General features: G+C 61.7%; 13 protein-coding genes. 11 read left to right on the forward strand and 2 right to left on the reverse strand.

Features of this window, described 5'->3' with window-relative positions; all coding sequences use genetic code 11:
- Positions 1 to 3 precede the first annotated feature (3 nt).
- The 11 genes from ACMQ11_RS00590 to ACMQ11_RS00640 all read left to right on the forward strand — a co-directional run bounded on the left by ACMQ11_RS00590 (position 4) and on the right by ACMQ11_RS00640 (position 15,611).
- The gene (locus tag ACMQ11_RS00590; RefSeq protein ID WP_418990714.1) at positions 4 to 1,929 is read left to right on the forward strand and encodes an alkaline phosphatase; all 1,926 of its coding nucleotides are present in this window, start codon (positions 4 to 6) and stop codon (positions 1,927 to 1,929) included.
- Positions 1,926 to 3,533, forward strand: a complete 1,608-nt coding sequence (locus ACMQ11_RS00595) for an MGH1-like glycoside hydrolase domain-containing protein (RefSeq protein WP_418990715.1) — start codon at positions 1,926 to 1,928, stop codon at positions 3,531 to 3,533. The genes ACMQ11_RS00590 and ACMQ11_RS00595 overlap by 4 nt, the downstream gene beginning before the upstream one ends.
- Positions 3,534 to 3,547: 14 nt before the next feature.
- Positions 3,548 to 4,546: a metallophosphoesterase family protein gene (locus ACMQ11_RS00600; RefSeq protein WP_418990716.1), complete on the forward strand. Its 999-nt coding sequence runs from the start codon at positions 3,548 to 3,550 to the stop codon at positions 4,544 to 4,546.
- 4 nt (positions 4,547 to 4,550) lie between these two features.
- Positions 4,551 to 5,372 (forward strand): ROK family protein, encoded by an 822-nt coding sequence (locus tag ACMQ11_RS00605; RefSeq protein WP_418990717.1) that lies wholly within the window; start codon positions 4,551 to 4,553, stop codon positions 5,370 to 5,372.
- Positions 5,373 to 5,379: 7 nt separating this feature from the next.
- The gene (locus tag ACMQ11_RS00610) at positions 5,380 to 7,005 is read left to right on the forward strand and encodes a beta-N-acetylhexosaminidase (protein WP_418990718.1); all 1,626 of its coding nucleotides are present in this window, start codon (positions 5,380 to 5,382) and stop codon (positions 7,003 to 7,005) included.
- A 250-nt stretch (positions 7,006 to 7,255) separates the two neighbouring features.
- Positions 7,256 to 10,447, forward strand: a complete 3,192-nt coding sequence (locus ACMQ11_RS00615) for a SusC/RagA family TonB-linked outer membrane protein (RefSeq protein ID WP_418990719.1) — start codon at positions 7,256 to 7,258, stop codon at positions 10,445 to 10,447.
- Positions 10,448 to 10,458: 11 nt separating this feature from the next.
- Complete coding sequence (locus ACMQ11_RS00620; protein ID WP_418990720.1) at positions 10,459 to 12,093, forward strand: RagB/SusD family nutrient uptake outer membrane protein; 1,635 nt, start codon at positions 10,459 to 10,461, stop codon at positions 12,091 to 12,093.
- 19 nt (positions 12,094 to 12,112) lie between these two features.
- Entirely contained in the window at positions 12,113 to 12,937 is an 825-nt protein-coding gene (locus ACMQ11_RS00625; RefSeq protein ID WP_418990721.1) for an endonuclease/exonuclease/phosphatase family protein, read from the forward strand.
- A 30-nt stretch (positions 12,938 to 12,967) separates the two neighbouring features.
- Entirely contained in the window at positions 12,968 to 13,810 is an 843-nt protein-coding gene (locus ACMQ11_RS00630) for a hypothetical protein (protein ID WP_418990722.1), read from the forward strand.
- A gap of 308 nt (positions 13,811 to 14,118) precedes the next feature.
- Positions 14,119 to 14,634, forward strand: coding sequence for a hypothetical protein (locus ACMQ11_RS00635; RefSeq protein ID WP_418990723.1), 516 nt, complete (start codon positions 14,119 to 14,121; stop codon positions 14,632 to 14,634).
- Positions 14,635 to 14,726: 92 nt separating this feature from the next.
- Positions 14,727 to 15,611 carry a hypothetical protein gene (locus ACMQ11_RS00640; RefSeq protein ID WP_418990724.1) on the forward strand — a complete coding sequence of 295 codons (885 nt, stop codon included), beginning with the start codon at positions 14,727 to 14,729 and terminating at the stop codon, positions 15,609 to 15,611.
- Between the two features lie 78 nt (positions 15,612 to 15,689).
- On the opposite strand, the gene ACMQ11_RS00645 is transcribed toward ACMQ11_RS00640, so the two are convergent.
- Positions 15,690 to 18,491 (reverse strand): glycoside hydrolase family 2 TIM barrel-domain containing protein, encoded by a 2,802-nt coding sequence (locus ACMQ11_RS00645; protein WP_418990725.1) that lies wholly within the window; start codon positions 18,489 to 18,491, stop codon positions 15,690 to 15,692.
- Between the two features lie 8 nt (positions 18,492 to 18,499).
- Positions 18,500 to 19,633 (reverse strand): glycoside hydrolase family 88 protein, encoded by a 1,134-nt coding sequence (locus tag ACMQ11_RS00650; protein ID WP_418990726.1) that lies wholly within the window; start codon positions 19,631 to 19,633, stop codon positions 18,500 to 18,502.
- Positions 19,634 to 19,637 lie beyond the last annotated feature (4 nt).

Raw genomic sequence — 19,637 nt, forward strand, 5'->3', positions numbered from 1 at the left:
ATGATGAAGAAAATGCTTGTTCTGGGGGCTTTGTGCTGCCTTTGCGCTGCGGCGGCGGCCCAGCCGCCCGTGCTGATCCATTCGCACAACGACTATGCGCGGCGGGTTCCGTTCTGGGAGGCCTATTCGCAGCAGGCGTCGTCGATCGAGGCCGACGTTTTCCTGCGCGACGGTCGGCTGCTCGTCGGCCACGACGCGGAGGACCTCCGGGAGGAGATGACGTTCGAGAAGCTCTATGTCGAACCCCTCGTGACGCTCTTCGCCCGCAACGGCGGCCGCGCCTGGAGCGATTCCGATGAGCCGCTGCAACTGCTGGTCGAGCTCAAGTCCGAGACCGCCCCGACGCTCCGGGCCGTGGTCGCGCTGCTCGGCCGCTGGCCCGGGGTCTTCGATCCGGCGGTGAATCCCCGGGGGGTGCGGGTGACCGTCACGGGCCGGGTTCCAGCGCCCGAAGAGTTCGCCGAGTACCCCGCCTGGATCGCATTCGACGGCGTGTGGGACATCGAATACACCCCCGAACAATTGGAGCGTGTGGCGCTCGTGAGCGCCTGCTTCGGCGATTTCTCGCAGTGGAACGGCAAGGGTTCGATCGTCCCCGCGGAACTGGAACGGTTGAAGCAGGTGATCGACCGGGCCCACGCCTGGGGTAAACCCGTGCGTTTCTGGGGCGCTCCGGAGGGCGTGACGGTCTACTACACGTTCTGCAACCTGGGCATCGACTACGTCAACACCGACCATCCCGCGCAGTGCGCCGCGTTTTTCAGCGATTTTGCGAACAAGCAGTTCGTCGTCGGCGAGCGCCGCACCGCTTCGGCGGGCGTCACGGGCACCAAACGACTGGACAAGACCACGCGCGATTTCGAGGGGTTCCGCAACGACAAGCTCCGCCTCACGAAAGGGGTAGACATTTACGAGCCCACTTACCGCAGCGACGGCGGGGACGGCAAGGTGCGCAACGTGATCTTTTTGATCGGCGACGGCATGGGCTTGCAGCAGATCGTGGCCGCCGCCTATGCCAACCGCGGGCTGACGACGCTGCAAATGAAGTACATCGGCTTGCAGCGGAACAACGCGCTCGACGCTTTCACGACCGACTCGGCGGCCGGCGGCAGCGCCCTGGCCACGGGCGAAAGGCACGACAACCGCCACATTGCGATGAGCCGTGACAGCGTGGCCATCCCCTCGTTGAGCGACTTTTTCCACGAGCGGGGGCGTGCCGTGGGGGTCGTGACGCTCGGCAACGTCGTCGACGCCACGCCGGCGGCTTTCTACGGACACTCGGTCGAGCGGGACAACGCCGACGAGCTGACCCGCTCGCTGCTGGACTGCAAACTCGATCTGCTGTGCGGCAGCGGCATCCGCCAGTTCACCCGCCGCACGGACGGCGTGGACCTGCCGGGCGAACTGAAGAAGCACTACCGCTTCGTCCGTTCGACCGACGGGATCGACGCCGAAGCGTCGCCGGTCGTCTGCATCGACGAGCGGATGGACGAGGCCGCCGAAGAGAGCAACCTCTCGCTGCTGGCCGACGCCACGCGCGCGGCAATCCGCCATCTCGGACGGCGCAGCGACCGGGGGTTCTTTCTGATGGTCGAGGGCGCCAAGATCGACTATGCGGGCCACGCCCGCTGCCTGCCCGGCTCGGTGATCGAGATGCTCAGCTTCGACCGGGCCGTGGCCGAGGCCCTGCGCTTCGCCGACGAAAACGGTGAAACGCTGGTGGTCGTTACGGCCGACCACGAGACGGGCGGTCTCGTGCTGCTGGACGGCGACGAGCAGTCGGGCCGCATCCTCGGCGTCTACGTGACCGACGACCACACCCCCGCGATGCTCCCCGTCTTCGCCTACGGCCCGGGCGCCGACCGCTTTCTGGGCGTCTACCTCAATACCGAAATCGCACGCCGCATCCAATCCCTGATCGAGCCATGATCCGAATACCGACCTGCCTCGTGCTCAGCCTCGCGCTCTGCGGCCCGCTCGGCGCCCAGGAGCTCCGCTCGGGGCCCTACGACCTGCCCTACAAGAACACCTACGTCAAGGAGGTCTTCGTCGCCGAGAATCCCTACCGCACGATGAAGCCCGAGCGCATCGAGCCGCTCCCGTTCGCCGATGCGCGCAAAATCCTGCCCTCGCCCGTGTGGGAGGGGCACGAGCGCGAAATCGAAATGTACTGGCACGCCTGGCGCATCGCCTGCGGCAACATCCGCCAGCCGGCCGAGGGATCGGGGTTCGTCTCGCCGTACCTCGACATCGCCTACAACGGCAATATTTTCATGTGGGACGCCTCCTTCATGATGCTCTTCGCCCGCTACGGCTACCGCTTTTTCCCGTTCCAGCGGACGCTCGACAATTTCTACGCCAAGCAGCACCCCGACGGCTTCATCTGCCGCGAAATCCGGGCCGACGGCTCCGACTGCTTCGAGCGTTACGACCCCACCTCGACGGGGCCGAACCTGCTGCCGTGGGTCGAGCTGGCCTACTACCGCCAGTTCGGAGACATCGAGCGCCTGCACCGCGTCTTTCCCGCGCTGTGCGCCTATGCCAAGTGGTGGCGCCTGAACCGCACCTGGCCCGACGGCACCTACTGGTCGAGCGGCTGGGGCACGGGCATGGACAACATGCCGCGTGTGAAACCTCAGTACAACCCGATCTTTTCGCACGGCCACATGGTGTGGCTCGACACCAACCTGCAACAGCTCTTGGTGGACGAGTCGCTGCTCCAGATCGGCTTCTACATCGAGCGCTGGCAGGAGATCGAGGAGCTGGAGGACGAGATGAAGCACCTGGGCCGCTACGTCAACGACTACCTGTGGGACGACGACACGGGCTTTCTCTTCGACCGCTACGGCGACGGCTCGCTCTGCACGACCAAGGGCATCGGCGCCTACTGGGCTTTGCAGTGCGACGTGCTCCCGCGCGAAAGGCTCGACCGCCTCGTGGAGCACCTGCGCGACACGACGGAGTTCGATCGTCCCCACCGCGTGCCGTCGCTTTCGGCCGACCACCCCAAATACAACCCCCGCGGCCGCTACTGGCAGGGCGGGGTGTGGCCCGGGACCAACTACATGACCGTCGACGGCCTCTGGCGCAAGGGCTACCGCGCGCTGGCGCAGGAGATCGCCGAGAACCACTATGCCGCCGTGTTCGAGGTGTGGAAGAGTACCGGCACGTTCTGGGAGTACTACGCCCCCGAGCGGATCGAGCCGGGATTCATGGCCCGCAAGGATTTCGTCGGCTGGACCGGGCTGCCGCCCATCGCCGTCTTCATCGAGTACATCCTGGGCATCCGCTCCGACTACTCCCTGAACCGCATCGAGTGGAACGTCACGCGCACCGAGGCGCACGGCATCGAACGCTATCCGTTCGGCCCGGAGGGAACGGTGAGCCTCCGGGCGAGCCGCCGTGCGTCAGCCGCCGAGCCGCCCCGCGTGCGGGTCGAGACCGACGTGCCGTTCGACCTCGTGGTTACGTGGGGCGATAGCGAGAGCCGCACGGTCCGCGTCGAGCGGTCGGGCGAGGTGAAACTGAACTAACCGAAAAATGCGACATGAATAAAATCCTCTTTTTCCTCTCGGCCGTCCTCTGGTGGGGCGGCACGACGGCGCAGCCGTTGCGTTTCGATTCCGGCGGGCAGTTCCGGATCGCCCAGTTTACCGACATGCACCTCGACCCCTCGACACCCCGCCGGGCGGCCGAGGCCGAAAAGACCTTTGCGCGCCTCGACCGCGTGCTGGCCTCGGAACACCCAGACCTGGTGGTCTTCACGGGCGACGTGGTGACCGGTGCCCCGGCCGAGGGCATGTGGACGCGCCTTTTGGATACGATGGCCCGCCGCGGGGTGCCGTTCTGCGTGGTGCTCGGAAACCACGACGCCGAGCAGGACCTTACGCGGCAGCAGATCGCCCGGCTGGTGACCGGATCGCCCATGAGCCTCAACACGCTCGACGACCGGGGCGAGCTGGCCGACCGCGAGCTGGAGATTCGGGGCAGCGCCTCGCCCGAGCCCGCGGCGCTGGTCTACTGCCTCGATTCGCACGACTATTCGACCGTCGAGGGGATCGAGGGCTACGGCTGGTTCACACCCGAGCAGGTCGCGTGGTTCCGGGCCTCGGCTTCGGCCCGCGCCGAGGCGAACGGCGGGCGGATGCAGCCCGCGCTGGCGTTCTTCCACATCGTGCTGCCCGAGTACCTCCCGGCGTGGCGCAACCGCAGCAATACCCATATCGGCCGCGCGGCCGAAGACGAATGTCCCGGAGCGCTCAACACCGGCATGTTTGCGGCGATGGCCGCCTCGGGCGGCCTGATGGGCACCTTTGTGGGCCACGACCACGACATCGACTACCTGGTGGCCGAGAAAGGCGTTGCGATGGGTTACGGCCGCTATTCGGGCGACGACACGACCTACAACAACCTCCGGCCGGGGGCGCGGATCCTCCTCCTCGGGGAGGGCGTGCGCGGGTTCGATACGTGGATCGTCGAGGACGACGGCCGCACGGTCGACCGGGCCCGCTTCGCCGACGGCAAAATCACCCACCTCGAACGGTAGCGCCATGAAGATCGGTGTGGATTTGGGCGGCACGAACGTGCGCGCCGGCCTGGTGGACGGGGGACGCATCGTGCGTCTGGTCTCGGAGCCCTGCAAGTCGGACCGGCCCGAAGAGGAGGTCCTCGAACACATCGCCTCGCTCGTGGAGTCGATCCTCACGCCCGGGGTGGAGCGCATCGGCATCGGCGTTCCGTCGGTGGTCGACGCCGGGCGGGGCATCGTCTACGACGTGATCGGCATCCCCTCGTGGCGCGAGGTGCACCTCAAGGAGCGGTTCGAGAAGCGTTTCGGCATCCCGGTGTCGGTCAACAACGACTGCAACTGCTTCGCGCTGGGCGTCTGCCGCTTCGGCGAGGGACGCGGCTTCAGCGACGTGGTTTGCATGGCGCTCGGCACGGGCGTCGGGGCGGGCGTGGTGATCGGCGGCAAACTCTACTGCGGCCGCAACACGGGGGCGGGCGAGATCGGCTGCATCCCCTATCTCGACTACGACTACGAATACTATTGCAGCAGCCGCTTCTTCCTCGGGCGCGGCACCACGGGCAAGGAGGCCTATGAGCGGGCTGCGGCGGGCGACGGGGAGGCGCTGGCTCTCTGGCGCGAATTCGGCGGCCACGTGGGGCGGCTGGTCATGCTGGCGCTCTACGCCTACGATCCCGAGGCGATCGTCTTCGGGGGCAGCATCGCCCATGCGTTCGAATTCTTCCGCGAGGCCATGTACGAACGGCTCGCGGAGTTTCCCTATGCCAAGACGGTCGGGGGGCTGCGCATCTGCCGCACGTCGATCGAGAATATCGGAATCCTGGGCGCTTCGGCCTGCGACTGAACTGCGTATGAATCGAATTTGTCTGTTTCTGTGCGCCGCGCTCTTTGCCGGCTGCTGCGGCCGGGTGGTTCCGGCTTCGGAGGAGATCGCCGTCATCCCCCGTCCCGCCGGGATCGAGTGCGGCGAGGGGTTCTTCACGCTGCGTGCCGCCACGCCCGTGAGACTTTCCGATCCGTCGCTCGAAACGGCCTGCGAGGCATGGACCGCGGTATTTCGAGAGGTTTTCTCCCGCAAGCCCGAACTGCATGCTGCGGAACCCGCGGACGGAGCGGTGAATTTCGCGCTCTGCGACACGCTCGCTCCCGAGGCCTATCGGCTTGAAATCAACCCGCAGCGGATCGAAATCCATGCCGGAGATGCAGCGGGCGCCTTGCATGCCGTGCAGTCGCTGCGGCAGCTGCTGCCCGCGGAGGTGTACGGAGCCGGACGCATACGCGCTGTGGAGCTGCCCGCCGTCGTGATCTCGGACCGGCCCGCGATGGCCTACCGGGGGTTGATGCTCGACGTGGCGCGCCATTTCTTCACCGTCGACGAGGTGAAGCGCACGCTCGACCTGATGGCCCTGCACAAGCTCAACGTCTTCCACTGGCACCTGACCGACGACCAGGGGTGGCGGATCGAGATCCGGAAATACCCCGAGCTGACGCGGATCGGCTCCGTGCGCAAGCGAACCCTGATCGGCAAGGACCCCGGCGGCGAGTACGACGAGACGACGCGCTACGACGGGACGCCGCACGGGGGTTACTACACGCAGGACGAAATACGCGAGGTGGTCGGCTACGCCGCCCGGCGCGGGATCACCATCATTCCCGAAATCGAGTTTCCGGGGCACGCCGTGGCGGCGCTGGCCTCCTACCCGTCGCTGGGCTGCACGGGCGAGCGGTTCGCGGTGCGTGAGACGTGGGACATCGACGACCGCGTCTTCTGCGTGGGCCGCGAGGAGACGTTCCGCTTCATCGAGGAGGTGCTCGCGGAGGTCGCGGAGCTCTTTCCCTCGCGGCTGATCCACATCGGCGGCGACGAGTGCCCGACCAAGGCGTGGGCGCGGTGTCCGCATTGCCGGGCGCGGATGCGGGCCGAGGGGCTCACGCACGAACGTCAGTTGCAGGGGTACGCCACGGCGCGCATCGAACGCTTCTTGCAGCAGCATGGCCGCACGCTGATCGGCTGGGACGAAATACTCGACGGCGGCGTCACGCCCTCGTCGGTGGTCATGTCGTGGCGCGGCACCGAGGGCGGCGTCCGGGCCGCCCGCCAGGGCAACCGCGTGGTCATGGCGCCGACCGACTACTGCTATTTCGATTACTACCAGACCGCCGACACGACCGGCGAACCGCTGGCCTGGGGCGGCTGCCTGCCCGTGCAAAAAGTGTACGCATTCGACCCTTACGCCGGACTGACCGCAGCCGAGCGGGCCTGCGTGCTGGGCGTGCAGGCGAACCTGTGGACCGAGTACATCGCCGATTTCAGGCAGGTGCAGTACATGCTGCTGCCCCGGCTGGCCGCCTTGTGCGAGGTGGGGTGGTGCGGCAGCGGAGGCGACTACCCCGAATTTCTGCGCCGTCTGGAGCGGCTGCGAGGGGTGTACGACGCCGAGGGGTACGTCTATGCGCGGCACGTCTTCGCGCAGTGATTGGAACGCAGGTCAGGAAGCCGGAACGAAAAGGAATCGTTCCGGCTTTTTTTTGTGCGGTTCAAATGTGCGCGATGTGAGGATTTAAATACGCAAAATACGCCTGCTGAGAATGTTATCCTGCATAATTTTGAATATCGGAAACGAAGAATATTACAAACTTGTTACGTCGGCTTATAATTATTTAAAAAATTTAGTAATGTATTCCGAACCGCTCATTATCCTATACTAATTTATTAACCTCAACTTTATGAAAATCAATTTGACTTTTTCGGGGAAGGGATGGGATTCGTCCCGTCGTCTTCTGATGGGTATGCTGCTGTGCGTGCTCATGCTACCGGCCCGGGCTCAGGACCGCGTCACGGTTTCGGGGCGTCTGACCGATACGAGTCAGGCTCCGCTCGTCGGGGCTTCGATCGTGGAGCAAGGCACGACCAACGGCGTGACGACCGATGGCGAGGGACGTTACCGGATCGCCGTTGCGCCAGGCGCCGTGCTCGATTTCTCGTTCATCGGCTACAAGTCGCAGGCGATTCCGGTCTCGAACCGCACGCAGATCGACGTGGTGATGGAGGAGGACGCCACGATGATCGGCGAGGTCGTGGCCATCGGCTACGGCTCGTCGCGCAAGGAGGACCTCTCGATGGCCGTCACTACCGTCAAGCTGGACGATGCGGCCAAGAGCCGTTCGGCCGACCTGGCCACCATCCTCCAGGGCCGCATGCCGGGTGTGACGGTGCAGCAGACCGGCGACCCGATGCGTCCGGCCTCGTTCTCGATCCGCGGCCGCGGATCGAAAGGCAACGACGACGATCCGACCTCGGGCGACGGCGTGCTGATCGTGGTGGACGGCGTGCCCAACGCACCCTACATGGTCGAGGACGTGGAGAGCATCACGGTCCTCAAGGACGCCGCTTCGGCGGCCATCTACGGCGCCTCGGTCGGTTCGAGCGGTGTGATCCTCATCACCACGAAGAAAGCCGAGCGCGGCCAGCTGCGCGTGAGCGCCAACGTCTCGCTGGGCTTCGAAAAGGTGTCGAACCTGCCCAAAATGCTTACCGCCGAGCAGTATAACAAGGTATGGGCGAAAGCCGTGGAGAACAACCCCGGCGACCCGCTGCCCGACGCGGCCAACCCCGAAATCTACCCCTGGGGCAACGTCACGCGCACCGACTGGCTCGACGAAATCTTCCAGACCGGATTCTCGCAGCACTACGCCGTCAGCCTCACGGGCGGGACGGAGAAAGTGCAGTCGGTCTTCTCGGTCTCCTACGACAAGAAAGACGGCGTGCTGCTCAACACCTACAGCGAGAGCTTCAACGGCAAGTTGCAGACCGATTTCCAACTGGCCAAGTGGCTCAAGATTTCGGAGCGCGCCTCGTTCGTGGTCTCCAACGGCCAGGGCAAGGTCGATACCTCGCACGAGGGTCCGATCATGGGCGCCCTGTGGTATCCCCGTGCGGCTTCGGTCTACGCCATGAACGAAGACGGAAGCTATGCCCTGGACGAGAAAGGGAACCGCGTTTACGGCGGTGTCGCACCCACCTGGGCGAGCGTGTCGAGCGTGCCGCTGCTCTACAACCCCGTGGCGACGCTCGAAAAACTCCACCGCAAGTATCCCGAGAACAAGATTTTCTCGACCACCTCGATCGAGATAAAACCCATCTCGTCGCTGACGATCAAGTCCGATTTCACGGCCGACCTGCGCAATGCCGAGGCCGACGAGTTCTATCCCAAGATGACCGAGGTGGGTCTGCAACGCGGCACCAACTACCGCGAGCAGTTCTTCTACCGCGACCGCCACTGGCTCTCGGAGACCATCGTCAACTGGGCCCAGGTCTTCGGCAAACACCACATCAGCGCGATGGCGGGCTTCACGGCCGATTTCAAGAAGCTGCACGAGCGGCAGATCTACTCCAAGGACTACAACTCCGAGAAAGACGACCAGCTGATCTGGAACGAGGCCAAGGATTGGAACAACCATCCCAAGGAGTTCATCACCGAATACTCCATGTTCTCGTTCCTGGCGCGTGTGGGCTACTCGTTCGACGACCGCTATTTCGTGGTCGGCAGCGTGCGCCGCGACGCCTCGTCGAAACTGCCCAAGTCGAAGAACTACGACTGGTTCCCGTCGGTTTCGGGGTCGTGGAAACTCTCCTCGGAAAAGTTCTTCCGCAATGCCGGCCTCGAAAACATCTTCGACCTGGTGAAATTCCGCGCCGGCTGGGGCCGCGTGGGCAACGTGGACCTCTATCCCGACAATGTGGAGAAAGTGAGCCTGCTGCCCTACGACTATCCGATCATCTTCGGTAAGGATTTGAACCAGTTGCTCGACGGAACTTATCTTTCGACCATCCCCAACCTCAACGCTCGCTGGGAGACCACCGAGCAGACGAGCGTGGGCCTCGACCTGACGATGTTCCGCAACAAGCTGGACATCAGTGTCGACTACTACCGCAAGGTGACCAAGGACCTGATCGACTACATCCCCACGCCTCCGCAGATCGGCGTGGCCGAGCCGCCGATGGGCAACATGGGCAACGTGCTCAACCGCGGCTGGGAGTTCTCGATCAATTACCGCGGCAGCGCCGCCCAGGGCAAGTTCAACTACAACGTTTGGGGCATGTTCTCCACCAACAAGGGCTACGTGCGCGAATACGGCGTCCGCCAGGGATCGGTGATGCACCAGAATCCCAACCTGAACAGCACCCCGATCCTCTATTCCGACGCGGGACAGCCCTGGTATTCGTTCAAAATCTTCCGCACGGCCGGCATCTTCCGCTCCGAGGACGAGATCAGCAAGTACATCTACAAGAACCCCCAGACGGGTGAGGCCAAGCTGCTCATGCCCGACGCCAAGGTGGGCGACCTGATCTTCGTCGACGTCAACGGCGACGGCGTGATCAGCGACGACGACCTCGATTTCGTAGGCTCCTATACGCCCAAAAACACCTTCTCGTTCGGCGGTTCGCTCGACTGGAAAGGCTTCGATTTCAGTTTCTTCTTCCAGGGCGTGACGGGCAACAAGATCTACAACGGCATGAAGCAGATGGCCATGAACGGCCGGCAGCAGTACGGCAACATGATGACCGACGTACTCGATACGTGGGATTTCAACCCCGAGCACAGCGCCCATCCGCGCCTGGGTCTGACGCGCAACGGCGACACGAACGGCAACTACACCCGTTTCTCGGACCATTTCCTCGAAAAGGGCGACTACCTGCGCCTGAAGAACGTCACGCTGGGCTATACGCTGCCCAAATCCGTGAGCCGCTACATCGGGCTGGACAAGGGCTCGCTCAGGGTCTACGTGAGCGTGGACAACCTCTGGACCATCACCGACTACACGGGCGTCGATCCCGAGGTGGGCAACTACGGCATCGACCGGGGCGTCTATCCCGTTTCGCGCTTCTTCAATTTCGGTGTAAACATTAATTTCTAATTCCAAGAGCAATGAAAAAATCAGCGATATTGACCGGCCTCTGCATCTGCACGATGCTTTTCGCCGGCTGCGAGGACTTTCTCGAGGTGACCAAATACGGCGCCTCGCCGACCTGGGAGACACAGGAAGACGTGCAGAAAGCCGTCAATGCACTCTTTTCGTTCAACACCAACGATTCGGAGGGCGTCACGGGCCGCGGCATCATGTGGTTCGAGTGTTGCAGCGACAACGTAACCGTCGGACGTGCGCAGTCCGAAGCCGAGGACATCCGCAATTTCCGCATGTCGCCCAGCAACGGCCGCGACGTGAAGAGCAACTGGAAGATCATGTACGAGGTCAACGCCAAGGCCAACAACCTCATCAAGGTGGTCCCGACGATGGCGCTCGACGAGGCATTCAAGACCAAGACCACGGGCGTGGCCTATTTCTTCCGCGGCCTGGCGATGCTCTGGATCGCGCCCTACTACGGCGACAACGGCCCCAACGGCGGCATTCCGATCATCCTCGACACCACCGAGCCGGCCGCCATGGACAGCCCGCGTCCGGCGTCCGTGGTGATGAACTACGACCAGATCATCCGCGATTTCAACACCGCGGCCGAGCGTCTTCCCTACCTGTCGCAGCTCGCCCCCGAGGAGTACGGTCTGCCGCACAAGGCGGCGGCCTGGGCCTTTGCGGCCCGTGCGGCGCTCTATGCGGCCCAGTACGATTCGAAATACTACAACACGGTCATCGAGATGTGCGACAAGGTGATGGGCATCACGGGCGCCGACAAGCGCGACCTGTGGGACGACGGCACGGACAACGCCTTTGCCAATCTCTGGCGCAAGGAGCAGAATTTCTGCTGCGAGTACCTCTTCTCGCTGTTGGGAAACGCCACCGACGGCCCCAAGTTCCACGGCATGTCGTTCCAGAAAGACGGGTGGCAGCTCTACAACCACTGGGGTTATTACCAGCCGACGCTTTCGCTCTGGGAGGCTTTCGAGCAGGGCGACACGCGCCGCGACGCCACGATCCTCTACCCGGGCCAGACCATGCGGTTCATGAGCGAAACGATCGTTTTCGGAGGTTACGGAACCCGCCGGGGGTCGCGCTATTTCTACTCGATCAGTTCCGATACGGGCATGACATTCCGCAAGTTCCTCTCGCCCTGGGAGGATAAGAACGGCCTGGGTGTCGATTTCAATTCGAACGGCAACAACGCTTCGAACAAGCTGGGCACCTGCCTGATCCGCTTCGCCGACGTGCTGCTGATGAAAGCCGAGGCGCTGATCTGGCTCAACGGCGAGGGAGATGGCGAAGCCAAAAAGCTGCTGAACCGCATCCGCAAGCGTGCGCGTCTCGCGGAAAACAGCACGGCCACCAAGGCCGAACTGAAGAACCAGCGTCGCTGCGAACTGGCTTTCGAGTTCATGCCCAGCCGCCACCTCGACATGGTTCGCTGGGGCGATGCCAAGGAGGTGTACGCCAAGCCCACGCGCCGCGTCAACTCCCACTGGGACAATACGACCAACGAGGTGGTCATCGACGAGCCTACCAACTACGACAACGGCCGCACGTTCGATCCCGCAGTCAATCAGGTCTTCCCCATTCCGATCACGGCGTTCGACGGCACGGTCCATCTCAAGCAGAACAAGGGTTATTAATCAAAAGAATCGCACACATATGAAACTGTTGAAACATATCATCCGGGCAGGCGCCCTCGGCGCCCTGCTCCTTACGACGGCAGCCGTCCAGGCGCAGCAGGTCAGCCTCAAGGTGTTCGTCTGGAACGTGCTTTCGTTCGAACGGGTGGACAAGAGCGGCGAGGCCGCCGGTTTCCCCGTCGGCGAGCACCTGGCGCTGATCAAGGCGCAGAATCCCGACATCGTCTGCCTCAACGAGTTCGAGACCGGCACCAGCCGCATGGGAAAGGAGAAAATGGCCGAGCTGGCCACGGAACTGGGCATGTACTCCTACTACGTCATGTCCTACCCCAAGGACGTGGGGTACTACGGCAACGTGATCCTCTCGAAATACCCGATCCTCAACTCCGGCTCGAAACTCTTCACCTACGAGAATGCCCAGGGCCCGGGCAACTACCAGTTCAACTCGGGCTGGCAGATGAACTACTACGGCTCCGACCAGCGCAGCATCGGCTATGTCGACATCCTGGTCCCTACCTCCGACACGGACGGGCGCATCGTCCGCATCGCCTGCACCCATTTCGACCACGTGGCCGGGCAGGCTACCATCCAGCAGCCCGAGGCGATCGAATTTCTCCAGTTGGAGAATCCCCCGTATCCGACCCTGCTGATGGGCGACCTGAACACGTCGTTCACCAACAGCCTGAATCAGATGAACAAGTTGGGCGAACTGGCTTTCGTTTCGTGGGTCGATCACATCATCTGCTTCCCCAAGGGGGCCTGGACCTGGAAAGACGGGCAGAGCGTCAGCAGCGGCGCCCTCTCGGACCACAATGCGGCCAAAGCGACCGTCGAACTGAAATAAACTCCTGACGAACTCACAAAAGACGAAATCATGAAAAATATCGGAAAATATTTCGCAGCGGCTCTTGCGCTGATACTGGTCATTCCGCTCTTCACGGGTTGCGACGATCTGGACGAATACACGCTCGGCTCGGTGAGCGCCACGCCGTCGGACAAGTTCAACGCGACGATCCAGTTCGTCAGCCGTCTCTCAGACGGGGCGCTGATGACCGGCGACGCCGACCTCAAGGCCGTCAACGACTACCTGGTCTCGACGCTCAAGAAGCGCGACGAAGCGTGGCTCACGGTGCTCGACCGCACGGATAACACGGGACTGGGCAAGGTGGCGGCGCTCTCGCTGAACACCTACCGCTGGACCATTCCCGCGTTCTACGGTCTCTCCTCCCGCACGGCATTCGAGGGCGGCACGCTCTATTTCAACCAGCCTATCCGCCAGTCGAAAGCCATGGCTTGCGGCCGGAACTGCTATGTCACGGGCTTCTCGCCCCTGATGGAGGGGATGCGCACCGACAAGGACGAGAGCGGTGCGGTCACCGGGACGGAGGACGTTGCGTTCAACATCAATTTCCGCACGGTGCGCTTCAAGAGCGGCGAGCAGATCGACGCTTTCGGCGGCGAGACGGGCGTGATGAACACGCTCAAGCGCGAGAACATGAACATGCTGCTCATCGGCACGGTGAAAAACGAGCTGGTCGGAGCGCTGGAGTCGGCCGTGGCCGGTACGGACCCCTCGTTCAAGGTCTACCGGATCGCGCAGGGAGGCGCCTACACGCTCTTCATGCTGGCCGAAATGCGCTTCTGGGGCTATACGGGCATGAACCAGCGCTCGCTTGGCAGCGGGATCGACGCCTACGAGATCAACATCATGTGGTAACAGGAACAGTTTGGTCAGGGAGGGCGGCGCACCGAAAGGTGTGCCGCCTTTCTTTATGAAAGTGGGCTTTCGGGAATGGATTTTGAGGGATAAAAAATGGGTGTCAGGGGCCTATTCTTGAGATGCTTTCGATTTGTAATGTTAGGGTAAATATGGTTTTTTTAAAAGTTTGAAGAATAAATACTTGCATATGTTCAAATTGTTAGAGTTAATTTTTTTAGACAGATTGAATCATAGACGCTTTTTTTTATTATCTTTGCATATCTTTAGTTGGATGCAATAGTGGCAATTTCCTTATTATCAACGTTATGGCTGTTGATGTTTTATATGAAGATTTCATCGAGCGATTGGCATCGATGAAGAGCGATCAGGATTTTTTCAACAATAATTCAGAACACGCACGTATCGTTTTAACGGCTTTGTTTCGTCATGCCAATGTGGATGCAACGGTCTACTGCATGAATCTGCTGAGCGAGCATGTGTCCAACGCGCCTGAATACCTGGAGGCTGTCAAGGGCTTTTTGGAAAGGAAAGGCCTTATTCGTGTCTATTTGACGGATTATAACGAGGAAAGGGCTGCAATCACTCCTGTTTATCAGCTTTTTAAAAAATATCCGGAACAAGTGGAACTCTACCGGACCGACAGCAGAATAATTTATAACGGTGTTCCGGTGCATTTCACATGTACCGATGGACAGGCGTTCCGTTTAGAGACGGACATTACTAACAAAAAAGCGATCGGTAATTTCAATAATCCGCAGGTTGTTCAGATTTTGCTGAAATCATTGAAGGATATAGATGCTCAACAGATTCCGATCTCTTAAGCAGTCCTGATCTTCGTGCCAAACTCTAACCTTTTATCGTGTTTTTTCCTGAATTCAATTACAGTTCTTTTGTCGGATTGCTCTCATTCGGCATGGCCCTGAATCTGGGATGGGTTTTGTATGAATCCAACATGGGCGGGTTGAAAGAGTTTTTTGAGAAATTCGGTGAATCCAAGCGTTCCGTCCGACATGACAGACTTGTGCAGGATATCGGCGATCTGAATAACTTAAGGCAGCGAATCGATTTCATGTCCGGTTTGGTCGGTTCCAACGAGGACGATTTAAAGAAATTCGATCACATATACAAGGGATTGAATACGCTGCTCATCAGGCAAGATCAATTTCATGAAAAGCTCAAGTCGATTCAATTTTTCGGAAGCAGTTGCTTATTGTTGGGGCTTTATACGCTTTTGGTCTTGGGCATTATACCCGTTATGCAGATCGGCTATCCGGCCTATGCATTTTTGTGGGGTTCCGGGTTTGTTTGTCTGGCATTTCTTTTGGTATGTCTCTTGAAAGATTACGGATCGTCAGCCCTCGATGACCGGGCTTCCAATGTCACGCTCATCCTTTTGTCGAAAGCCGTACCCGTCTCACCGAAAAGGCGCTATGCGCTGACCCTGTTCGGATGCATGATTGCGGTTTATCTCTATCTGCTTTTTTCCGGAAAAGGTGAAAATTATGCATGGCCTTCCGATTTCAGTCGGATATTTACTTTTTTCTTTCTTTCGGCTGTCTGTTATTCCGCAGTAATATGTTATAGTATCTATTTTTTTGGCAGAGCTCTTTGGTGCGGCCTGCATGTACGTATCTTCAGATGGTATTACAGGTTGCAGCGAAAGGAAATAGCTCGGAGACTGGGAGCTGTCAAGTTCCCTGAAAAATTCGATTTAGCCGTTGCTGACTTTACGGTCCAAAAAATAAATGAGAGTAAAGAAGAGTCTGCCAAAAAATCTAAAGGGGAACAGAACCAATAGACTGTTTCGTTTCAAATAGTTGCGTTTCGGTTAAAAAACTCAGTCACAATCGATCTCTTTCGAATGTGGCTGTGTTTTTTAGTTTTTGCCCTTCAGATCGAACGCGAGCCTGACCGGAATGCCCTCATCGCCCTTTTTGACCCGGATATTGCCGGGCTGGCTGCGGGGGCCGTGCTCCGAGACGGGTTTGAACGAGCGGATGGCCGGAATTTCCAGCAGGAACGAGATGTCGCCCGCCGGGAATTCGGGGTAGGCGCGAAAAGCCTTGTTGTCGGCCGGTTCGCCGGGGGTGTAGAGCCTGAGATAAACGCCGTCTGTAAGGGCGTAGACCGTGAAATCCGATTCCCTCGTTTGCAGCGTCGCCCACCGCAGGTCGGCATGGTAGCCCTTGAACTCGGGGTAGACCAGCCGCTCGTAGGCTGCACCGGTTTGGGTGTCGTTGTACGCTTTCTCCCAGATGCCCAGATTCACGCCTCGCAGGCGGTTCTTCCAGACCCGGTAGGGGCCGCGCCCGAACCAGCGGACGCCGCGTACCTGTTGCTCCGGGTAGTCGAACGTGAAGCCGAAATTGAGTACGTCGCGCTCCGTCAGGGCGTCGTCGAAGCCCGAGCCGCCGCTTGCCTTGTCGAGCAGCACCGCATTCATCGTCAGCAACCCAGCCGGGGTCATCTGCCAGCGGATCGAGTCTACGGCGCCCTTGTAGTAGATCGTCAAGACGGCCGTGTCGCCCTCCATGCGGGGCTCCGCACGGAACGGGCGGGCGTTCATCCCCACGGGAACGGGACCCCCTGCGAGCGAGAGTATGCCCGCGGCGTTGCGGACCTCTGCGATCAGCCCGGTCGCGGTGTCGAAGCGTACCCGGACCCCGCCGCCTGCGAGCGTGACCGCTCCCTGCTCCGCGTGCAGAGAGGCGCTTTGTGCCGGCGCCGGCCCGGGGAGGACCTTGTCGGCATATACTCTGGCCTGGTCGACGGGCCACGTGCGGGTCGCAGAGGGGAGTCCCGAGGGATGAAATGTGGTTATTTCAAGCACATCGGCTTCGAAGAAATTGTCCGGCAGCACCATCCGGGCATAACCCGTACAATGCGGCTCCAGCGCCGGCAGCGCTACCTCGCCCTCGGACATGACCCGCACCTCCCCGGCGTCCGGTCCCGGCACCGCGAGCAGCCGGTAGCGGGCCGTGCACGCACTGAGCGGGGTCGTGAGGTAGCCGTTGCGAACCAGCATCCGGCCGTCGAACGAGGGGGTGATGCGCAGCTCTTCGAACTGCACGGGAGCCCAGATGTCGCGCACGGCGTAGTAGCTGCCCTCCTTTTCGCGGTAGGGTCCCAGGATGCCGTCGGCCCCGTTCGAGCCGTCCGAATCGAGCGCTCCGCCGCGGTCGGTGCGGCGCACGGCGTTGTCCGAGAAATCCCACAGGAAGCCGCCGGCGAACAGGGGCGAGGCGGTGTATTGGGCCCAGAAATCTTCGAGCCCCGCGCCGTGGCCCTGGTCGTACATGCCGTGCATGAACTCCGTGGGCATGAAGAGTTTGCGGCCATTGGTAAAGCGTGCCACCCCGGTCTGGTAGGCGGGGTAGTGGTGGGCGTCGATCGCCCCGAAATCGGCCCAGGGGTGGATGACGCACCGCCCCTGCGGGTCCAGTTCGGCGAAGCGGGCGTCGAGCGCCGTGTTCCAGCCGCCCTCGTTGCCGTTGCTCCACAGAATGACGCACGGTCGGTTGCGGTCGCGCGCGACGAACTCCTCCTGCAAGCGGGAGCCGACGGCCGTGGCGTAGGCGTTCTGCCACCCCGCCAGTTCGTCCACGACGAAGATGCCCAGCGAGTCGCAGACATCCAGAAAGTGGCGGTCGGGAGCGTAGTGGACCCGGACGGCATTCATGTTCATTTCCTTGATGAGCAGTCCGTCCGCGAGGCTGATCGACGGGTCGGTCGTACGTCCTCCGTCGGGATGGAACGAGTGGCGGTTGATCCCCTTGAGGATCGTCTTGACCCCGTTGACATACAAGCCGTCGCCCGGGCGCACCTCTACCGTCCGGAAGCCTATTCGCTCGCTCGTGGTGTGCAGCGCACGGCCCCGTGCATCGCGGAGCGTCGCCGAGAGGGTGTAGAGCTGCGGATGCTCGGGGTGCCAGGTCCGCACGCCCTCCCAGGCGGTCTGCACGTCGTGCCGCGTTCCGGTGCCGAGCGGCACGGTGCGGGGATCGGCTCCGTCCAGGGCCAGCGTGAGCGAACAGCCCGCCGGCAGCGGCGTGGTGTGCACGACGGCCCGCAGCGTTCCGTCGGCCCGCGGGTCGAGCGCCAGGCGGTCGATATGCACCGCAGGCCGGGCTTCGAGGTAGACGGGGCGGTAGATACCGCCGAAAATCCACCAGTCGGCCTTGCGCTCGGCAGCGTTGACCGACTTGTCGGCCGACTCTTTGGCGACGCGCACCTCGATCCGGTTCGTCCGGCCATAACGCAGCAGGCGCGAAACGTCGTAGGAGAATTCGTTGAAGCCGCCCCGGTGTACGGGACCCGCCGAACGCCCGTTCAGCAGCACCTCGGTGTCGGTCATCACCCCCTCGAAGACGATCCGCACGGCCCGGCCGCGCCAGGCGGCAGGCACGTCGAATGCCAGGCGGTAGATGCCCTCCTCGCGCGGCGGATGCTTCGGGCCCTCCTTGTACCAGCGGCCGTAGCAGTACGCCCCGAAGCCTTGCAGCTCCCATTGCGAGGGCACCTCGATCGTGCTCCACGAGCCGCTGCGCCGGCCCTCGGTGCAGTAGAACTCCCAGGTCCGGGTGTCTGAGAGCCCCGTGCCGGAGAGGTAGAGCCGCTGCTCCTGCCCGCGGGAGGGCAGGGCGGATAGCAGGGCGAACAAAAGAGCCAGCGTGCGCATAAGAGGTTTTATTGCAGTTTGTAGACCTCCGTTCCGGCCAGCAGAAAGCAGCCCGTGCCGTAGTCCTCGAAATCGGGAACCGACGTGTGGGTGACCGGCTGTCCGTCCTTGGGCTCCTTGCCCGTGCCCTGCACGTAACCCAGGAATCCGTTTTCATGCACCGCCTGGGAGCACATGGCATTCCAGGCCTTGACGATTACGGGCAGGTACTCGGCGCGGTCCAGCACCCCGTTGTTCACGCCCCAGGCCATACCGTAGACGAACAGCGCGGTGCCCGAGGTCTCTGGGCCGCCGTAGTTCGTCTCGTCGTGCAGGCTGACGTTCCAGAACCCGTCCTTGCGCTGGCACTTTTTCAGCGCCCGGCACATGGTCCGCAGGTCCTCGACATAGACCTCGCGGTGGGGTGCGTCGGCCGGCAGTTCGTCCAGCACGCGCACCAGCGCGGCCACGACCCAGCCGTTCCCGCGCGACCAGTAGCAGTTGCGGCCGTTGGGCTCCTTGTAGGGCGGTACGAAATCCTTGTCGCGCCACCAGAGTCCCTCCTTTTCGTTGTAAAGCCCTCCGGCCAGCGTGTTGCGGCTCCAGGCATACATCTTCCACGCTTTCTCGCAGTAGCGGTCGTCGCCACGGTCGACGCCCAGTTTCACGAGCACGGGCATTCCCATCTGAATGGCGTCGATCCACGTCCAGTCGTCCACTTGCGGGGTGTTGACGAGCATGTTCATGGCCGCGACGGTCTTGGTGAGCATCTCCGGCCGCGGGGTGAGGCGGTAGAGGTCGATGTAGGTCTGTGCACAGCAGTAGTTGTCGGCGTTGCGCGAGGTGGTGTTGTCGCGGCGCATGCCCCACTTGTGGAACTCGGCCCAGTCGCAGGCGTAGTCGTAATAGCGGTTCTCGGGGTAGATTCCGTACAAGGCCATCAGTCCCTCGTAATAGACGGCGCGGGTCCAGATGTTCGACTCGTAGACTTTCTTGCGCGAGTAGTAGGGCATCACGGCCGTCGGGTCGGCGTGCTTCTTCATGAAATAGTCGTTCACGCGGATGAGCGTACGGAGCGTTTCGCTGCGCGAGGGAATCTCCTGTGCAGCGACCGTGCCTGCCAGCAGCGTGGCGGCAAGCAGCCATAAGATCGTTTTTTTCATATTC

It is taken from the genome of Alistipes sp. (assembly GCF_048465575.1).
Taxonomy (GTDB): Bacteria; Bacteroidota; Bacteroidia; order Bacteroidales; family Rikenellaceae; genus Alistipes.

Excerpts from the sequence above, each read along its gene's own strand:
- ACMQ11_RS00590 (WP_418990714.1), top strand. The coding sequence starts at position 4 with ATGAAGAAAATGCTTGTTCTGGGGGCTTTGTGCTGCCTTTGCGCTGCG.
- ACMQ11_RS00615 (WP_418990719.1), top strand. The coding sequence starts at position 7,256 with ATGAAAATCAATTTGACTTTTTCGGGGAAGGGATGGGATTCGTCCCGT.
- ACMQ11_RS00640 (WP_418990724.1), top strand. The coding sequence starts at position 14,727 with ATGGCCCTGAATCTGGGATGGGTTTTGTATGAATCCAACATGGGCGGG.
- ACMQ11_RS00625 (WP_418990721.1), top strand. The coding sequence starts at position 12,113 with ATGAAACTGTTGAAACATATCATCCGGGCAGGCGCCCTCGGCGCCCTG.
- ACMQ11_RS00600 (WP_418990716.1), top strand. The coding sequence starts at position 3,548 with ATGAATAAAATCCTCTTTTTCCTCTCGGCCGTCCTCTGGTGGGGCGGC.
- ACMQ11_RS00635 (WP_418990723.1), top strand. The coding sequence starts at position 14,119 with ATGGCTGTTGATGTTTTATATGAAGATTTCATCGAGCGATTGGCATCG.
- ACMQ11_RS00605 (WP_418990717.1), top strand. The coding sequence starts at position 4,551 with ATGAAGATCGGTGTGGATTTGGGCGGCACGAACGTGCGCGCCGGCCTG.
- ACMQ11_RS00610 (WP_418990718.1), top strand. The coding sequence starts at position 5,380 with ATGAATCGAATTTGTCTGTTTCTGTGCGCCGCGCTCTTTGCCGGCTGC.
- ACMQ11_RS00595 (WP_418990715.1), top strand. The coding sequence starts at position 1,926 with ATGATCCGAATACCGACCTGCCTCGTGCTCAGCCTCGCGCTCTGCGGC.
- ACMQ11_RS00630 (WP_418990722.1), top strand. The coding sequence starts at position 12,968 with ATGAAAAATATCGGAAAATATTTCGCAGCGGCTCTTGCGCTGATACTG.
- ACMQ11_RS00620 (WP_418990720.1), top strand. The coding sequence starts at position 10,459 with ATGAAAAAATCAGCGATATTGACCGGCCTCTGCATCTGCACGATGCTT.
- ACMQ11_RS00645 (WP_418990725.1), bottom strand. The coding sequence starts at position 18,491 with ATGCGCACGCTGGCTCTTTTGTTCGCCCTGCTATCCGCCCTGCCCTCC.
- ACMQ11_RS00650 (WP_418990726.1), bottom strand. The coding sequence starts at position 19,633 with ATGAAAAAAACGATCTTATGGCTGCTTGCCGCCACGCTGCTGGCAGGC.